This window comes from Thalassococcus lentus (assembly GCF_028023555.1).
Lineage (GTDB): Bacteria > Pseudomonadota > Alphaproteobacteria > Rhodobacterales > Rhodobacteraceae > Thalassococcus_A > Thalassococcus_A lentus.
The window spans coordinates 60675-76592 of the sequence record NZ_JAQIOY010000008.1 but is presented as its reverse complement, the minus strand read 5'-3'; the positions used below and the strand labels follow the sequence as shown (position 1 = coordinate 76592).

17 protein-coding genes are annotated in these 15918 nt (G+C 57.4%); 5 read left to right on the top strand and 12 right to left on the bottom strand.

What is annotated here, in order from left to right; genetic code table 11:
- Positions 1-16: 16 nt before the first annotated feature.
- Entirely contained in the window at positions 17-703 is a 687-nt protein-coding gene (locus PFY00_RS16190; protein ID WP_271433633.1) for a rhomboid family intramembrane serine protease, read from the bottom strand.
- A 76-nt stretch (positions 704-779) separates the two neighbouring features.
- Here PFY00_RS16190 and trpS point away from each other — a divergent pair, with 76 nt between their 5' ends.
- On the top strand, positions 780-1808 hold the full coding sequence (trpS, locus tag PFY00_RS16185; protein WP_271433632.1) for a tryptophan--tRNA ligase: 1029 nt from the start codon (positions 780-782) through the stop codon (positions 1806-1808).
- Positions 1809-1851: 43 nt separating this feature from the next.
- On the opposite strand, the gene PFY00_RS16180 is transcribed toward trpS, so the two are convergent.
- The 5 genes from PFY00_RS16180 to ruvC all read right to left on the bottom strand — a co-directional run bounded on the left by PFY00_RS16180 (position 1852) and on the right by ruvC (position 5160).
- Entirely contained in the window at positions 1852-2214 is a 363-nt protein-coding gene (locus PFY00_RS16180; RefSeq protein ID WP_271433631.1) for a SpoIIAA family protein, read from the bottom strand.
- A 72-nt stretch (positions 2215-2286) separates the two neighbouring features.
- Positions 2287-2925: a hypothetical protein gene (locus tag PFY00_RS16175; protein ID WP_271433630.1), complete on the bottom strand. Its 639-nt coding sequence runs from the start codon at positions 2923-2925 to the stop codon at positions 2287-2289.
- Positions 2926-2971: 46 nt separating this feature from the next.
- Positions 2972-4000, bottom strand: a complete 1029-nt coding sequence (gene ruvB, locus PFY00_RS16170; protein ID WP_271433629.1) for a Holliday junction branch migration DNA helicase RuvB — start codon at positions 3998-4000, stop codon at positions 2972-2974.
- Positions 4001-4003: 3 nt separating this feature from the next.
- A complete protein-coding gene (gene ruvA / locus PFY00_RS16165; RefSeq protein WP_271433628.1) occupies positions 4004-4675 on the bottom strand; it encodes a Holliday junction branch migration protein RuvA in 672 nt (223 codons plus the stop codon).
- Complete coding sequence (gene ruvC / locus PFY00_RS16160) at positions 4672-5160, bottom strand: crossover junction endodeoxyribonuclease RuvC (RefSeq protein WP_271433726.1); 489 nt, start codon at positions 5158-5160, stop codon at positions 4672-4674. Before ruvC ends, ruvA begins: the two co-directional genes overlap by 4 nt.
- 318 nt (positions 5161-5478) lie before the next feature.
- On the opposite strand from ruvC, the gene PFY00_RS16155 reads away from it, so the two are divergent.
- Positions 5479-5682 (top strand): DUF1127 domain-containing protein, encoded by a 204-nt coding sequence (locus tag PFY00_RS16155; RefSeq protein ID WP_271433627.1) that lies wholly within the window; start codon positions 5479-5481, stop codon positions 5680-5682.
- A gap of 77 nt (positions 5683-5759) precedes the next feature.
- Here the strand turns inward: PFY00_RS16155 and PFY00_RS16150 are convergent, their stop codons facing one another.
- From PFY00_RS16150 to PFY00_RS16140, 3 genes are all read right to left on the bottom strand, one after another.
- The gene (locus PFY00_RS16150; RefSeq protein WP_271433626.1) at positions 5760-6104 is read right to left on the bottom strand and encodes a hypothetical protein; all 345 of its coding nucleotides are present in this window, start codon (positions 6102-6104) and stop codon (positions 5760-5762) included.
- 106 nt (positions 6105-6210) lie between these two features.
- Positions 6211-7086: a 50S ribosomal protein L11 methyltransferase gene (locus tag PFY00_RS16145; RefSeq protein WP_271433625.1), complete on the bottom strand. Its 876-nt coding sequence runs from the start codon at positions 7084-7086 to the stop codon at positions 6211-6213.
- Positions 7087-7109: 23 nt separating this feature from the next.
- Positions 7110-8342: an MFS transporter gene (locus PFY00_RS16140; RefSeq protein WP_271433624.1), complete on the bottom strand. Its 1233-nt coding sequence runs from the start codon at positions 8340-8342 to the stop codon at positions 7110-7112.
- A gap of 108 nt (positions 8343-8450) precedes the next feature.
- On the opposite strand from PFY00_RS16140, the gene PFY00_RS16135 reads away from it, so the two are divergent.
- Positions 8451-9512 (top strand): YeeE/YedE family protein, encoded by a 1062-nt coding sequence (locus PFY00_RS16135; protein WP_271433623.1) that lies wholly within the window; start codon positions 8451-8453, stop codon positions 9510-9512.
- Between the two features lie 10 nt (positions 9513-9522).
- On the opposite strand, the gene PFY00_RS16130 is transcribed toward PFY00_RS16135, so the two are convergent.
- Together PFY00_RS16130 and PFY00_RS16125 are read right to left on the bottom strand one after the other, a co-directional pair.
- Positions 9523-10284 (bottom strand): ABC transporter permease, encoded by a 762-nt coding sequence (locus tag PFY00_RS16130; protein WP_271433622.1) that lies wholly within the window; start codon positions 10282-10284, stop codon positions 9523-9525.
- The gene (locus PFY00_RS16125; RefSeq protein ID WP_271433621.1) at positions 10281-11216 is read right to left on the bottom strand and encodes an ABC transporter ATP-binding protein; all 936 of its coding nucleotides are present in this window, start codon (positions 11214-11216) and stop codon (positions 10281-10283) included. The genes PFY00_RS16130 and PFY00_RS16125 overlap by 4 nt, the downstream gene beginning before the upstream one ends.
- A gap of 109 nt (positions 11217-11325) precedes the next feature.
- Between PFY00_RS16125 and PFY00_RS16120 the strand changes: the two genes are divergently transcribed.
- Positions 11326-12303, top strand: a complete 978-nt coding sequence (locus PFY00_RS16120) for a DMT family transporter (protein ID WP_271433620.1) — start codon at positions 11326-11328, stop codon at positions 12301-12303.
- 100 nt (positions 12304-12403) lie between these two features.
- Entirely contained in the window at positions 12404-14149 is a 1746-nt protein-coding gene (locus tag PFY00_RS16115) for an alpha/beta hydrolase (protein ID WP_271433619.1), read from the top strand.
- A 10-nt stretch (positions 14150-14159) separates the two neighbouring features.
- Here the strand turns inward: PFY00_RS16115 and PFY00_RS16110 are convergent, their stop codons facing one another.
- Positions 14160-15662, bottom strand: a complete 1503-nt coding sequence (locus PFY00_RS16110) for a D-alanyl-D-alanine carboxypeptidase family protein (RefSeq protein ID WP_271433618.1) — start codon at positions 15660-15662, stop codon at positions 14160-14162.
- Between the last annotated feature and the right edge of the window lie 256 nt (positions 15663-15918).

Sequence of the window (15918 nt, the reverse complement as noted above, 5' to 3'; positions counted from 1 at the left end):
CAAACAGGCGCTGAACTTACTGACGCCGCACACGGCGCAAGAACCGTGTCCAGCCACCATCCACCATAACAACCGCCATCGCAAAGCCGGTGACGAAACCGGCTATGTCGGCCACCCAGTCCGAACCGCCGCCAAACAAGACGCCGAACACCAACTGGATGCCGAGCAAAAATGCAATCAGCGTGAACGCGCGTGTCTGCGGCGCGCCAGTTTCCCCCAAGCGCAGCCACAACTGATACGTAAACGCCCCGATCAGACCATAGACTGGCGGATACCCACCCACGAGAAAGCGTGGGTCATCCAGCAACAGGGCCCATACCAATGCGCCAACTATCCCAGAGATGACAAAGATCACGGCAACACGCAGGCCGCTCATCCCCTCCGAGACGATCTTGCCCATCGCCAGTAGGATAACGGCGGCAAACAGCATGTGATAAAAACTGCCATGAATAAATGGGTAAGTGACGAAGCGCACCAGATGATCCATTGGCCAACTGCCGGTGGTGACCATCCATTCGAACACCGTGTCCGAGAACCCATAGGTTTCGATGACCTGATTGCGCCAACCGACGGCGCCCCGGCCACCGATCAAGCCACGTGCCCCTAGGTTCAGTGCGATCTCGATCCCGACCATGAGCAAAAACATGGTGGCCACGAGCGGATTGATCGGATTGACCGGATTTTCATTGTGCGGATGGGTCATCGCGGGGCTCTTCCTTGACGGCATGTGTGGCCATGGGTAAGCCACCCGAACGCAAACTTCCAGACGGAGAGCTCTCATGACAGAGGCTTCGAATAATTCTGCTTTTACGCCACGCGTGTTTTCGGGCATCCAGCCTTCGGGTGGACTGACGCTTGGGAACTATCTTGGCGCGATTAAACGCTTTGTCGAAATGCAAGGGCAAGGCTTTGAAACCATCTATTGCATGGTGGATTTGCACGCGATCACAACCTGGCAGGATCCCGAAGTATTGCGCAACAACACGCGCGAGCTTTGCGCTGGCTATATTGCGTCCGGCATTGATCCCAAGCAGTCGATCCTATTCAACCAGAGCCAAGTTTCCCAACATGCGGAACTGGGCTGGATTTTCAATTGTGTCGCCCGGATGGGCTGGATGAAACGCATGACCCAGTTCAAGGACAAGGCTGGCAAGAATGCTGAGAACGCCTCGCTCGGGCTGTTTGGTTATCCTGCGCTGATGGCCGCGGATATCCTGATCTATCACGCGACGCATGTGCCCGTTGGCGAAGACCAAAAGCAACATCTGGAACTGACACGGGACGTAGCAGCCAAGTTCAACCACGATTTCGGCGTCGACTTCTTTCCTATGACTGAGCCGGTAATCGAGGGCGCGGCGACGCGCGTCATGAGCCTGCGCGACGGCACAAAGAAGATGTCCAAGTCTGATCCTTCGGACCTGAGCCGGATCAATATGACTGACGACGCCGACAGTATCGCGAACAAGATCCGCAAGGCGCGTACCGACCCTGATGGGTTGCCATCCGAAATTGAAGGCCTGGAAGGCCGTTCGGAGGCACGCAATCTGGTCAACATCTATGCAGCCCTGAACGAACAATCAGTCGAAGACGTTCTGCGCGACGTGGGCGGCAAACAGTTCTCGGAGTTCAAGCCGATGCTGTCTGATCTGGCTGTCAGCAAGCTCTCTCCGATTTCATCGGAAATGGCACGGTTGATGCAGGCCCCAGACGAGATTGACGCGATCCTGCGGGACGGTGCCGATCAGGCCCGTACGATAGCAGCTCCGATCCTCGACAAGACCTATGAAATCGTCGGAATGGTGCGCTAGTCGCGCGCCATTCCACAACGCGCTCAACTACGGGCTTTGAGCATCACGCCTGAACGACCCACTGTCTGGCATCGTCCAGTTCGCCCAATGCGAAGGTCCGCAGTCGTGTTGGCAACAACGCGCCAATTGCTTTGGACATCGGACTGATCCAGCCAATGTCCGACACGATTGCAACGTGGCTGACGTGGGACATGTTGCGAAGGTCAAAGCGGATCCCCGGCATCAGGATCGACTTGTCAAAACCATCAAAACTTTCGATCACTTCGATGACCTTTATGTCGCCCTGACTGTCGATAAAGCTCTGCAATGGTTTGATGATCGCTTCGAAATCATCAACCGTCACGCGGCCGTCCAGATGAATTTCAACGACACCGGTTTCTTCATTTTCCGTATAGCGTACCGTCATAGTTCAATCCTCCTTGGATGATTGAACGCTAGACCCTGCATAGATGCTCCGCCTTGATCCGGATCAGATCAGTTATTGCGTTGAGGCCGCAGAAAGACGTGCGGCAAGGCGCAGTGCATGACTGGCATCATCAGCGACAGCAGGCATCAGCGGGTCATATGCCGCGCGTATGACGCCCGCAATGTCAGGTCTCAGCACCACGCGCCCGTTTTCAAGCTGCCCCAGTGGCGACTGATCTGTGAACGCCTGATCTGACCAAAGCAACATCGTTTGAACAACCTGACTCAGCGCCAGAGTTTCAGCCGGAACGGCGCTGAGGTTCTTGTCCATGCGCAAGAATACGAAACACGCAAGAATGGCGCCCTGCGCATCAAACCGGAATACGCGGTACTGATTGGCATCGGCCTGATGCAAACGCTGTACAAGCGGCTCAAGCCCGTCAACCATCCGCCCCAGATCGGGAACCTCGAGCAGTTCGTGCCAGTCCCGAAAGAAGAAAACCATGACGTTCGCGCCAATCTCGGGATCGGTCTCGGCCATTTGATGCCCCGCCAACGCGCAGACAGCTTCGAAGGCACCCTTGATGACCGACAGGGTCTCATCCTCGACACCGAAAACGATCGGAACGATCGGACGACCCCAGCGTGCGCACAAATAGCTGCCATCCGATCGGGTGAACAAAGTTTCGATTTCAGATGCGGCAAGTGGCATGGCGCTCTCTCGTAACAGTCATGGCATAGAGCCGGACGCGCGGTGGCTAAACCTCAAAAAGGTCCGTTTGTCCGGGCGCTTTTGGCGGAGCAAGCCCCAAGTGGGTCCAGGCTTTTTGTGCCAACATGCGCCCGCGCGGGGTACGCTGGATCAAACCTTGCTGCAACAAATAAGGCTCCACAACTTCCTCTAGCGCATCGCGGCTTTCTGACAGTGCTGCCGACAGTGTTTCAATCCCAACCGGGCCGCCTTGGTAGTTTTCGGCGATCAGCGTCAGGTATCGTCGGTCTGCGCCATCCAATCCCAGAGAATCGACGCCCAACCGGGTCAGTGCGCTGTCTGCGAGCGCGCGGCTGACCACACCCCCGCCCTCAACCACTGCAAAGTCGACGACACGTCGCAACAATCGACCGGCGATACGGGGCGTACCCCGGGCACGGCGCGCGATTTCCAGCGCCCCGTCACCCTGCACTTCGACACCCAGTTTCACAGCGTTTCGTGCGACAATGGTTTCAAGCTCATCCACGGTGTAGAAATTTAGACGGGTCGGAATGCCAAAGCGATCCCGCAGCGGCGTGGTCAAGAGCCCCAAGCGCGTGGTTGCGCCCACCAAAGTGAAGGGTTGCAGTTCAATCCTGACAGTCCGCGCGGCCGGGCCTTCTCCGATGACGAGGTCCAGCTCGAAATCTTCCATCGCGGGGTAAAGCACTTCTTCGACAGCGGGGTTCAAGCGGTGGATTTCGTCTATGAACAGCACGTCGTTGCGTTCCAGATTGGTCAGGATCGCAGCAAGATCACCGGCCTTTGCCAAGACCGGGCCCGAGGTCATCCGAAAACCGACACCCAGCTCTCGTGACATGATCTGGGCCAGGGTGGTCTTGCCCAGTCCCGGAGGTCCGTGAAACAGCGTGTGGTCCATTGCCTCGGACCGCGCACGGGCGGATTGCACAAAGACCCGCAAATTGGCCCGCGCTTCGGCCTGCCCGATGAAATCATCGAGCATTTGCGGACGCAGGGCGCGATCCACGTCTTCCTTCATCGCTTCGGGCCGCAGTGTTGGGTCAGGCTCGGTCACGCGTTACCCTTTCGGTGCCAACAGCTTGAGTGCCGCACGGATCAGCGCCGCAGTATCGGCATCTGGGGCTTCGCCTGCCGCCTGCGCAACGGCGGCTGCAGCCTCACCCGGAGCATATCCAAGGTTGGACAAGGCGGACAGCGCCTCGGCCTGAGCGGCGCCACCAGCGGCTTGGGACGGTGCGGGCGCCGGGGTCGGCTTTGGTTCCATCGGTTCGATCACGGCATCGTCCGCCGTCGCCTGAGCCGGTGCGCCTGCCCCCATCGCCATGACTGTCGGGGCCTTGTCTTTAAGTTCGTTAACCACGCGCTGCGCCGTTTTCGGGCCAATTCCCTTGGCCGCTTTCACCGCATTCCAATCCCCCAGAGCGATGGCGCGGCTTACGCCATCCGGACCCAGCGTCCCGAGTATCGCAAGTGAGGCCTTGGCCCCCACGCCCTGAACGCTCATCAACAGGCGGTGCCATTCCTTTTCCACCAACGTCGGAAAACCGAACAGCTGCAAAATGTCTTCCCGCACGAGCAGATCCGTGAACAAAGCTGCAGCCTCACCTGCGGCTGGCAACCCGGCCATGGTTCTTTCAGAGCAGTAAACAACATAACCGACGCCCCTGACGTCGATCAGCACGTGATCTGTGGACTTGTATTCAATTCTGCCCGCTATACGACCAATCATGCTTTGACCTTCATGCGCTGAACCGATCCATGATGGGCATGACAAATCGCAATAGCGAGCGCATCAGCAGCATCAGGGCCCTCAATCTTGACCCCGGGCATTTGCATCCGGACCATGTGTGCGATTTGTGTCTTGTCGGCATGCCCTACGCCGACCACCGTTTTCTTGACGGTATTCGGAGCGTATTCGCCCACATCCAATCCAAACTGCGCCGGAACCAACATCGCAATGCCGCGTGCCTGCCCCAGCTTCAGAGTGCTGGCCCCGTCCTTGTTGACAAAGGTTTGTTCCACAGCAGCCTGCTGCGGTGCGTGTGTTTGGCAAATTTGGGTCAGTTGTTCATGTAGCGAACAGAGCCGTGCTGCCAGACTGTCACCCTGAGAACGACAAATACCGTTGGCGACATGTGCGATTCGGCTGCCATCGACATCGATCACCCCCCACCCGAGGTTCCGAAGACCCGGATCAATACCCAAAACCCGCATCGCTGCCCGCCATTGTTGCTTTGTCGCCACGACTAGCACGAAACGCGAACAAAGGCCAAGGTTAATGCGCCGCGGCCAAAAAACGACCACCGCTTTTCCACAAGCGACAACAAGGTTGAAAACCGACGTCGCTCATGTCGATTTCAGAACTTTGGAAAACAAGTTTTCGCCATATTTCACAAGGTGTTAACGCCAATCATAGCTATGCATTTTCAGCATAGAACCCATGCGATTTTAGCGCCTTGTTGCGCGTTCAAAGCAGGCCTAAGTGCGGATTCAGAAAGACAACATTCCAAACCCAAATCAAGGAGACCAGAAATGGCCGCTATTGACACGTCCCGCCCCTTCGCTGCTTCCGGCTCCACCGGCCGCATCGGCACTCTGTTCACTTCGATCTTCGCGACTGCTGCCGCGTGGAACGACGCGCGCCTGACCCGCAAGAGCCTCGAAGCACTGTCCGATCGTGAACTGGAAGACATCGGCCTGTGCCGTGGTGATATCGACGGTGTTGCACACCGCTAAAGGCAATTGCCTTACCTGTAAAAACGAAGGCCCGTGTTCACCGGAACACGGGCCTTTATTTCGTGAGAGGAGAGAATTCAGAGAAGAAAAGCCGCTGCCTGCTGCGAAAGCCAGGCTGTGACAGGATCAATCTGCATGAGCCAAGCGCCAGCCCGCTCATAGGTATTTCCGAGTTGCAATACGCTGACACGCTCCATGTAGAGCTCTTCACCAATTCCGGTCAGCAAAAGTACCTTGAAGGCCATGAACGCCAGAACGGCAAGAAACAGAATGCGGCTCAGATATCCGCCGATCTTGCTGTCCGGCTTTTGCATGATGACGCCATTGGCATTCATCTTGTTGCGATAGCCCTTGGCCATCCGCGTGTGTTTACGGCGAATGGCTTTCTGTCGTTTGTCAAAATCACGAAGTGCGCGATCCATGGCAGCCTCTGGTATATCCGGCCCCCACCAGACAAGGCTTTTTCTAGGCACAGATTGTGGCGGGATTAGGGCGAACGCCGCAAGTTTTCCCTAAAACCGCCCCTTATCAAGCCGCTTTGCGAAGCGTTAGCGTCACCCAGTCACCAATGTCGTCCTGCAGCTCAAGATTGATGCCATTTCGTGCATAAACTTCGATGACATCATTGGCTTGCCGCGTAAGAATCCCCGAAAGAATCGCATAACCGCCGGGCGCGAGGTGTCGGGCCATATGTGGGGCCAGATCGATCAGCGGTTGTTTGAGGATATTCGCAAAGACGAGATCGAAGGGCGCAGCGGCACCAATTTCGGGATGATCAAACCCAACCGCTTCGAGACAGGTCACCTTGTCATTCAGATCGTTTGCACGAACGTTCACTTCGGCAACTTCAACGGCAACAGCGTCAATATCCGAGGCAATCACCGGATCAGGCCAAATCCGCGCGGCTGCCATGGCCAAGACGGCTGTACCGCATCCGATGTCCGCCACTTTGGTGCCCTGGAAACCACCACTTGCCAATCGGTCGAGCGCCTTGAGGCATCCAAGCGTGGTGCCGTGATGGCCAGTTCCAAAGGCCATCGCCGCCTCAATGAGCAGCGGCTCAGCGCCTTCTGGGATCTTGTCAGCATCATGTGAGCCGTAGACAAAAAACCGTCCCGCCTCGACCGGGGTCAATTCGCGCCGGACCTTATCGACCCAATCGGTGTCAGGAACTTCGCTAACCACAAAGGGCTGGGCGTTGAACGCCGCCGCCAGCAAGGCCAGTTCGACGTCATCAGGTGCCTCAAGGAAATATCCACCGACTTCCCATGTCCCGCTTCCGTCTTCGATCTCGAAAACGCCGATACCAGTCGGTTCCGGGTCCAGAAGCTCCAATGCCTCGCCGAGCGCTTCGGCCTGCGGCTTTTCAGGAAGTTTGGTGAATGCAGTCCAGGTCGCAGCCATGTGTCGTCCTCTTTGTATCGGTTTTATTCTGCGGGTGCCGCAGGCATGTAACGTGAAAAAACGGTCTCATTTCCGGGCTCCGGATGCCTAGGGATCATCAGCGCCAACACGAGGCTGACCAAAGCCATACCAGCCGCAATAGCAAAGACCGCACCGGGCGATTTCAGCCAAAGATATCCCAGCACAGCGGGTAGGAAGACCGCCGCAATATGGTTTATCGTAAAGGCAACCGCTGCTGTCGGGGCAATGTCGCCCGGATCGGCAATCTTCTGAAAATAGGTTTTCAGTGCCAGAGCAAGCGCAAAGAAAATGTTGTTCGTGACATAGAGGACAGCCCCCAGCATGGCGCCCCAACCAAACCAATAGATGCCGCCATAAAGCGCAAAGACCGTCACCAGCCCAACGTATTCAAACGCCATCGCGTTGCGTTCACCAAAGCGGTGCACAACATGTCCCAACACCGGGGCAAGCACCATGTTCGCCACCAGTGTGACCAGCATCAGTTTGGTGATTTCGTCGACGGAATACCCGAACCGTTCGACCATCATGAAACCCGCGAAGACAACGAAAATTTGCCGCCGAGCCCCGGACATGAACTGAAGCGCATAGTAGAGCCAGTATCTGCGCCGCAGCACGAACTTCGTAACTTGAGGGTGGGGTGAGTCGAAATTCGGGATGACCAGAACGCAATAGGCCACAATCAAGAGCGTCAGCCCACCCGAGATCATGTAGACAAAGTTGTAGCTGAGGTCGAAGGTCCGCCATGTCATCACAATTGCGACGTAGGCAACCAAAGTCGCCGCCGATCCAGCCGCAATCAGCAGGCCAAGCATTTGCGGCGCCCGATCCTTGGGCAACCATTGCAGCTGCAGCGATTGGTTTACCGTTTCGTAGTAGTGAAACCCAAACGAGCTGATCAGCGTGACGAACAGCAGCCCGCCCATCGAAGGGAACTGCGCCGTGATAGCTGTCGCAACGCCCAGCAAAGCCAGCGAAATCATGGCCAGAGTCTGCTCGCGCACAAACAGAATGACGGCGATCACACCAACGGCGAAAAAGCCTGGTATCTCTCGAACTGTGTGCAGCCAGCCGATATCAGCGCCATCAAATTGGGCCGCCTCGATGACAAAATTGTTCAACAGCGCCGACCATGTCGCAAAACTGAGCGGCATGGCGATTGCCATCAAGAACAAGAGCGTCACAGGCCTACGCCAGATTGGCAGGTCACGGGCAGCAGAGAGCGATACCGGTTTCACGGCTTTGCCTTTACGCTCTTTGCCCCGACTTGGCGAGAGCCTGATCTGGATCAAAGTTTCGATGGACAAAAACGCCCATACCGCAACCAGCCAAGAGCTGGAGGCCCCATGGACATTATTTCACTTGTCGAGCGCATCGGCGAAGCACCGACCGCTGCCCTCTTTGGATTGCTTACCGGAATCCTTTTCGGGGTCGCAGCCCAGCGATCTCGGTTTTGTCTGCGCGCCGCCGTCGTTGAATTCGCGCGCGGGCAGATGAAAGACAAGGTTGCCGTCTGGCTGCTGACCTTTTCGACGGCTGTTGTGTGGGTTCAGGGCGCGCAGCTTTTGGGTCTGATCGACACTGCTGAGGCCCGTATGATGGCAGTTCCGGGCAGTTGGTCGGGGGCTGTGATCGGTGGAATGTTGTTTGGCGCTGGTATGGTTCTGGCGCGCGGGTGCTCCGGCCGCCTGCTGGTTCTGGCCGCCACGGGCAACTTGCGTTCCGTGGTTTCGGGTTTGATTTTCGCGGTCGTCGCGCAAATGACTTTGACCGGCTGGCTCGCTCCCGCACGGGACTACCTTGCCGGGCTTTCCATAACCGGCGGCGGTCGCAACACGGACCTCATTGCCGCGGCGCATCTGCCGGAACAGGCTGGATTGGTTTTTGGATTGCTGACCGCGCTGTTGGCATTAGAGCTGTCGCGCCGGAACCGGATTGGGGCAAGACGTTTGGTCTTTGCCTCAGGTGTTGGTTTTGCTGCTGCCTTGGGATGGGGCCTGACTTTCAGCCTCAGTCAGGTCAGCTTTGATCCGGTTCAGATCGAAAGCCTGACGTTCACAGGACCGTCGGCCAACACGCTGATGTTCTTTCTGGATCGGAACTCAGTGCTTGAATTCGATATTGGTCTGGTGCCCGGCGTTGTCATTGGATCCTTTTTGGCCGCTGCCTTCACCGGCGAACTGAAAGTTCAAGGTTTCGAAGGACCAAGCCCCATGCGCAATGCCATGATCGGCGCAGGCTTGATGGGCTTTGGCGGCATGCTGGCCGGTGGCTGCGCCATCGGTGCCGGGGTCAGTGGTGGGTCCATATTCGCCGGAACCGCATGGCTCGCGCTTTTTTGTATGTGGATCGGCGGCATGGCCACTGATCTGGCACTCGGCGGAAGACGCCAAGCCATTCCCGCCTGACGGCCCGGTGTCAGTTGCGAATGCGCCAGCCGGTCTTGAATATCCACCAAATCACAGCAAGGCAAAGCAGCGTGAAACCGCCAATCGCCAGAAGGCTAAGGCCGATGGGAACATCCGCCAGTCCGTAGAACGACCAGCGGAATCCAGAGATCAGGTAGACCACCGGGTTGAACAACGTGACGGTTTGCCAGAACGGCGGCAGCATCGAAATCGAATAGAAGGCCCCACCGAGGAAAACCAAGGGTGTGACGACCAAAAGAGGCACCAGCTGAAGCTGTTCAAAATTGCTGGCCCAGATCCCGATGATAAAGCCCAGCAAGGCAAAGCTGAGACAGGTCAGCAGCAAAAACGCGATCATCGCCAAAGGGTTCTGGATCACCACATCAACGAACAATGCAGCCGTGGCCAGAATGACAACGCCGATGAACAATGCCTTGGTTGCAGCGGCGCCGACATAGCCAAGGACAATTTCCAGAAAGCTCAGGGGTGCAGACAGCAATTCGTTGATCGTGCCGATGAATTTCGGGAAATAGATCCCGAAGGACGCATTGGATATGGCCTGCGTGATGACGCTTAGCATGATCAGCCCCGGCACGATGAAAGCGCCATAGCTGACGCCTTCAACCTGATCGATCCGGCTGCCAATCGCCGCACCAAAGACGACAAAGTAAAGTGATGTGGAAATCACCGGCGAAACGAAACTTTGCGTCAGGGTTCGAAAGAAACGGGCCATTTCGAACTTGTAAATTGCTACGACAGCACCCCAGTTCATGCCTCGTCCTCCTGTTTGGCCGAAACCAGGCCGACAAAAATATCTTCGAGTGAGTTCTGCACAGTGCTGACGTCGCGCACAGCGATCCCCGCATCGGTCAGGCCTGCCATCAACCGCGCGATACCCGTGCGCTCGGCAGACGTGTCATACGAATAGACCAAGGCTTTGCCATCTCTCTCGATCCGCAAATCAAAGCCGTCAAATCCGCCCGGCACCTCGGTCAGCGGCTCGTCCAGCTCTACCCTCAGTTCCTTGTGGCCCATCCGGTTCATCAGGCTGTCTTTTTCCTCGACCAGCAGGATTTGCCCCTTGTCGATTACCCCGACACGGTCTGCGATGGCCTCAGCCTCTTCGATATAATGCGTGGTCAGAATGATGGTGACGCCATCAGCCTTCAATTCATTCACGATGTCCCACATGTCCCGGCGCAACTCGACGTCGACACCGGCTGTCGGCTCGTCTAGAAACAACACGCGCGGTTCATGGGACAATGCCTTGGCAATCAGTACCCGCCGTTTCATCCCGCCAGACAGTGCGCGAATTGGTGTGTCGCGTTTGTCCCACAAGGACAGCTTTCGCAAAATACTTTCGATGCGGGCATCGTCCCGGGGCAAGCCGAACAAGCCGCGCGAAAAGCGGACCGTGTTGATCACCTTCTCAAAGGGTTCAAGCGTGATCTCCTGAGGCACCAAGCCGACAATGGAACGGGCCTGCCTGTACCGCTCGACCACATCATGCCCACCCACCGTGATGGTGCCGGAGGTTGGCAAAGTGATGCCACATATAGCCGAAATAAGCGTTGTTTTGCCTGCACCGTTTGGCCCCAGCAAAGCGAGGATCTCACCTTCTTTGATGTCAAGATTGACGCCCCCCAACGCCTGAAAACCACCATCGTAGGTTTTGAAAACGTCTCTGATCTCGACCATCGGCATAGGCAAACTCCTTTGGCCGCAATCTAAACGGACCAGTTCAGAACACAATGGCCACTCGCATGTCGTTTTTGGAGATGCCTTTACCGCACGAAAGGCGTAGCCAATCGGTATGTCATCCCAACCAATCAACCGGCCCGGAATGGGTATCCTGTTCATCTGCATCGGGATTCTCGCCATTTCAGTCAACGATCTGCTGATCAAAACGCTGTCTGGCGGCTATCCATTGCACCAGATGGTTTTCGTGCGCTCAGCCATTGGGCTGTTGTTCACGCTGGCCTTCGTCAGAATGGAAGGCGGATTGCGCATTCTCAAAACAAATCGCCCCGGCCTGCATTTGATGCGCGGGCTGCTGGTCGTTTTGGCAAACATGACGTTCTACGCGGCAGTCGCGGTTCTGCCACTTGGGCAGGCCACAGCGCTGTTCTTTGTTGCGCCTCTCTTCATCACCCTTCTCGCCATCCCGGTTCTTGGGGAAAAGGTCGGTGCGTTAAGGCTGGGCGCCGTGATCATTGGTTTTCTGGGCGTGGTTGTCATGCAAGAGCCATGGGCCGCCGATACCGAAACGGCACGTGCCGTCATGCTATTGCCGGTGGCCGCCGCAGCCTTTTACGCGGTGATGCAAGTCTTGACACGCCGATTGGGCATGACAACAGCCGCCTCGGCATTGGCCGTTTATATTCAGGGCACTTTTCTGGTGATATCGGCACTGTTCTACCTCGTGGCCGGCGATGGGCGATTTGCCGAAGGCGTTTCGAATGAAAGCCTTGTGTTTCTGCTGCGCGCCTGGGTCGTGCCAGACAGCGGCGATTGGTTGACCTTCCTCGGCTTGGGGCTGTGCGCGGGCGGCGTCGGCTATTGCCTGAGCGCAGCCTACCGCATGGCCAACGCCGCCACGATCGCGCCTTTTGAATACATCGGGCTGCCTTTGGCGATCCTTTGGGGCTGGCTGTTCTTTGGCGAATGGCCATCGGCGGCAACATGGGCCGGATGCGTACTGATCATTGGATCCGGTTTGTTCGTTTTCCTACGCGAACAAAAGCGCAAGGCGCCCCTGCCGGGACGGCGGACACGATGGGGACGTCGCTGACCAGCCTCTGGTTTGAACTGAGGTATTCCTGCCTTGTCTTTATGCCCACTGCTACCGCATTCTAATGGCATTTGACCGTTTGTACCGCCCAAGGTGATTCATGATCCGCTGCTTTCGCACTGCCACCCTTGCTTTGACCCTGATTGCCGGCCTGTTGCCCGCCACGTCGCAGGCACAGGATATTTCAAAGTTGATCAGTCTAGGCGTCTTGGCCGAAACCGATCCCAATGCCGCCTTGCAGGAAACGGATGCCGCCCTTCGCGATCCCGGTGTGCTGGGAACGCCGCCGGATGTGCGCATTCTGTTGGACCTGCTGGAACTGCGGGCAGCGCTACTTGAACAAACAGGTCAGCTGGAAGACGCCGCAAAAGTCTGGGCGCATGTCGGACGCACGCGCCTGTTTGCGCGCGCCGACGTGCGGGACGATCCGGTGCCAGCCTACGAACAGGCTGCTATCTTGTTTGAGCAAATCGGATCGGTCACGGCGGCCCGGCAGACGATTGAGGCCGCCATCGCCGCCGAGGCCGAAACCGGACGCGATGGCGCGGCGATGCAAAGGCTCTACGCCTCACTGCAAAGGCTGGCGGAGTTGGAAGGCGAGACAGAAATGGCCGATGCGGCCCGCGCCGCACTGGAAGAATTGGAAACGCCCAGCTTTGAATTTTCAGGCAAGTCCGAAGACGGTGGCTTTGCCGAGGTTGACGTCTACTATGCAACCGATCGCGCGCGCAGTGGTCGGCAGGATCCGACAGAATTCTACAGCGGCCGTCGCGGTAAAAAACTGGAACTCGGCATTGCGACCGTGACCATTCCGAACACGCATGTGCCGGGCACAGTCGAACGCCCGTCGGTCTGGAGGCTGGATTTCCGCCGCAATGCCTCGCGCCACGTTCTGTTGCAAAAGATTGAACCGTTGGACGACGGGTCCTTCTTTGGTCGCTTGCAGGGCGAATTCCGTGAAGACGCCGGTCGCGACATGTTTGTCTACATCCATGGCTTCAACCATGACTTTGAGTATGCCGCCCAGCGCGCCGCGCAATTGGCCTATGACATGGGCAGCGCCGCTGTGCCTGTGCTGTTCTCCTGGCCATCGCGAAACACGACCGTTGGTTACATCGCTGATGCAGCCGTCGTTCGTCTGTCAGGCCGGCGTCTCGCTGTCTTCCTGGAAGACCTTGTCGCTAAATCCGGTGCGGAAACCATTCACATTATCGCGCATTCCATGGGCAATCGGGCCCTGACGGATGCGTTGGAGATCATGGCGCTGGAACGGCGTGTGCAGCCGCAGGACGATCCGGTGTTTGGACAGGTTATGTTTGCAGCGCCAGATGTGGATGCGCAGCTTTTCGCGGCCATGGCACGCGTGTTCCGCCCATTGGCAAAGCGCATGACACTATACGCATCTTCCAAAGACTGGGCGCTGGTTTCTTCGCGCAAACTGCATGGATCGGCCCCACGCGCCGGGCTGGGAGGCGATGTTCTTTTGGCGGACAATCACTTTGACAGCATCGACATGAGCACCCTTGGCGAGGACATGTTGGCCCACAACTACTTCTCGAACGACAGTTCAGCGCTGGCAGATATGATGACGCTGTTTTGGCGTGATGCCCCACCGGAACACCGATGTGGTCTGACGCCGCGCGTCACAACCAGCGGAACAGTTTGGGAATATCTCGAAGGCCAGTGCCCCACCAACGACCTGATCGGCGTCATCGCCAACCTGAAGTCTCAGCGGCTAAGCGCGCCCGACGACATACGGGCCATGGTTCCAACACTTGTGCCGCAGCAAGCGCGGGCGAATTTGGTGATGCCGGTGCTCGACCGCATCCTGATCGGCGGTCAATAGAACGCGCCGATCAGCTTGGCCCGATCATAAAGCAGGTGACCTGACGGGCCTGCAGCCGCCGGCAGGCCAGATCAGCGCCTTCGCGGGTCAGTCCCATGAAGTTCGCATCAAAACCGCGTTTGCCCTGCACCACTTTGCGCAATGCTCCGCTCAGCGATGTGGTTTCGGACAGAGCAGTCTTCAGAAGGACTTTCTCAGCAGCAAAGCGGCTTGGATATCGACCAATATTCACACCCCAATGGCGGCCACCGGATGTTGACACGCGGGTGATGACCTCGGCCTTGCGGGCTGGTGTCGCAGGTGCGCGGGCCGCCGATGCAGCCAAGACGACCTGTTTGGGACGCACAACGGGCTTGACCGACTTTGCCGGGGCGCGTTGTTCAGTTGCTGCAGCGGCTGCGACAACCTCTTGCTTTGGGGCAGGCTCCACAACCTTTGCCACGACTTCTGGCTTCGCTTCAGGCTTTGTGGCCACCTCTGCCACTTGCTGAAGAACGCTTTCGATATCGTCCTGCACCCCGGCAACCAAGGGCGCAACCTCTTTGGCGGGGATCGGACGGGCCTTGGGACGCAGGCTGCGTTTGACTGCGGCATTGGCCACGCGGATCGATTTTGCCCGAGCGCCCGGTGCAGGGGCGTTGTTCGATGCCACCGTCACTGTCTTTTTGCTGACTTTACCCATGTATGGCGGCTTGCCCGGTGCACGCAGCGCCATACGCGACGGTGCGCGACGGAAACCCAAATCCAGAAGCTCAGCCACCTTAGCATTTCGCGATGCAGTGGACCGCCCGCCGAAAACCGTGGCGATCACGCGTTCGCGGCCGCGCTCGGCCGATGCGACAAGGTTGAAACCGGCTGCGCGGGTGTATCCTGTCTTGATCCCATCGGCCCCTTTGTAGCTGTCCAGCAGGCGCCTATTGGTATGTGCGACAGTACGCACCCCCGCATCAGCGGTGCGGCGAGAGAAGAGGTTGTAGTACTGCGGATAGTCATAGAGCACATGACGGCCCAGTATTGACATGTCGCGAGCCGTTGAAAGATGCCCCTTTTCAGTAAGCCCGTGGGCATTCTTGAAGGTCGTGCGGGTCATGCCCATGGCTTTGGCCGTGCGGTTCATTCTGCGGGCGAACGCCGCCTCTGACCCTGAAATTGCCTCGGCAATTGCGGTTGCGGCGTCGTTGGCTGACTTCACAGCAGCGGCGCGAACCAGATAGCGAAGCTTGATCTTCTGCCCGGCCCGCAGGCCAAGTTTAGACGGTGGCTCAGCAGCCGCCTTCTTGGACACCTTGACCAGGGTATCCATGGAAATCTCACCGTTTTGCACAGCTTCGAAGGCGACATAGAGTGTCATCATCTTTGTAAGCGAAGCAGGATGAAGGCGCGTGTCTGCATTGTCTGCATGCAGGACTTTGCCGTTTCGGGCGTCCATGACCATAGCCGCATAAGGCGCAGCAACAGCGCTGAGAGGTACAATCAACGCTAGCCAAATAAACGTGAATAGATACAGGCCCATTCGGCCCGTCTGCTGCCTGCGACGTCCCGTCACGATCTCTGCCTTTTTCTGCCTCATGCCCCCGAGTTTTCTCGGTGGGCTTATTTTTGTTGCGTTTACGCTAGCATGGATAGTGGATTCAGAAAACCCCGCAGCCGATTGATTTTCCGAAGTTTTTGTCGCAGCCCGCGTCTACATATAGCGCCCCATCGGCATGCCACCCCAAGACCCATGATTATGACTGGAATGTGGCGAATTGTGGCGGAAATAAGGCAGT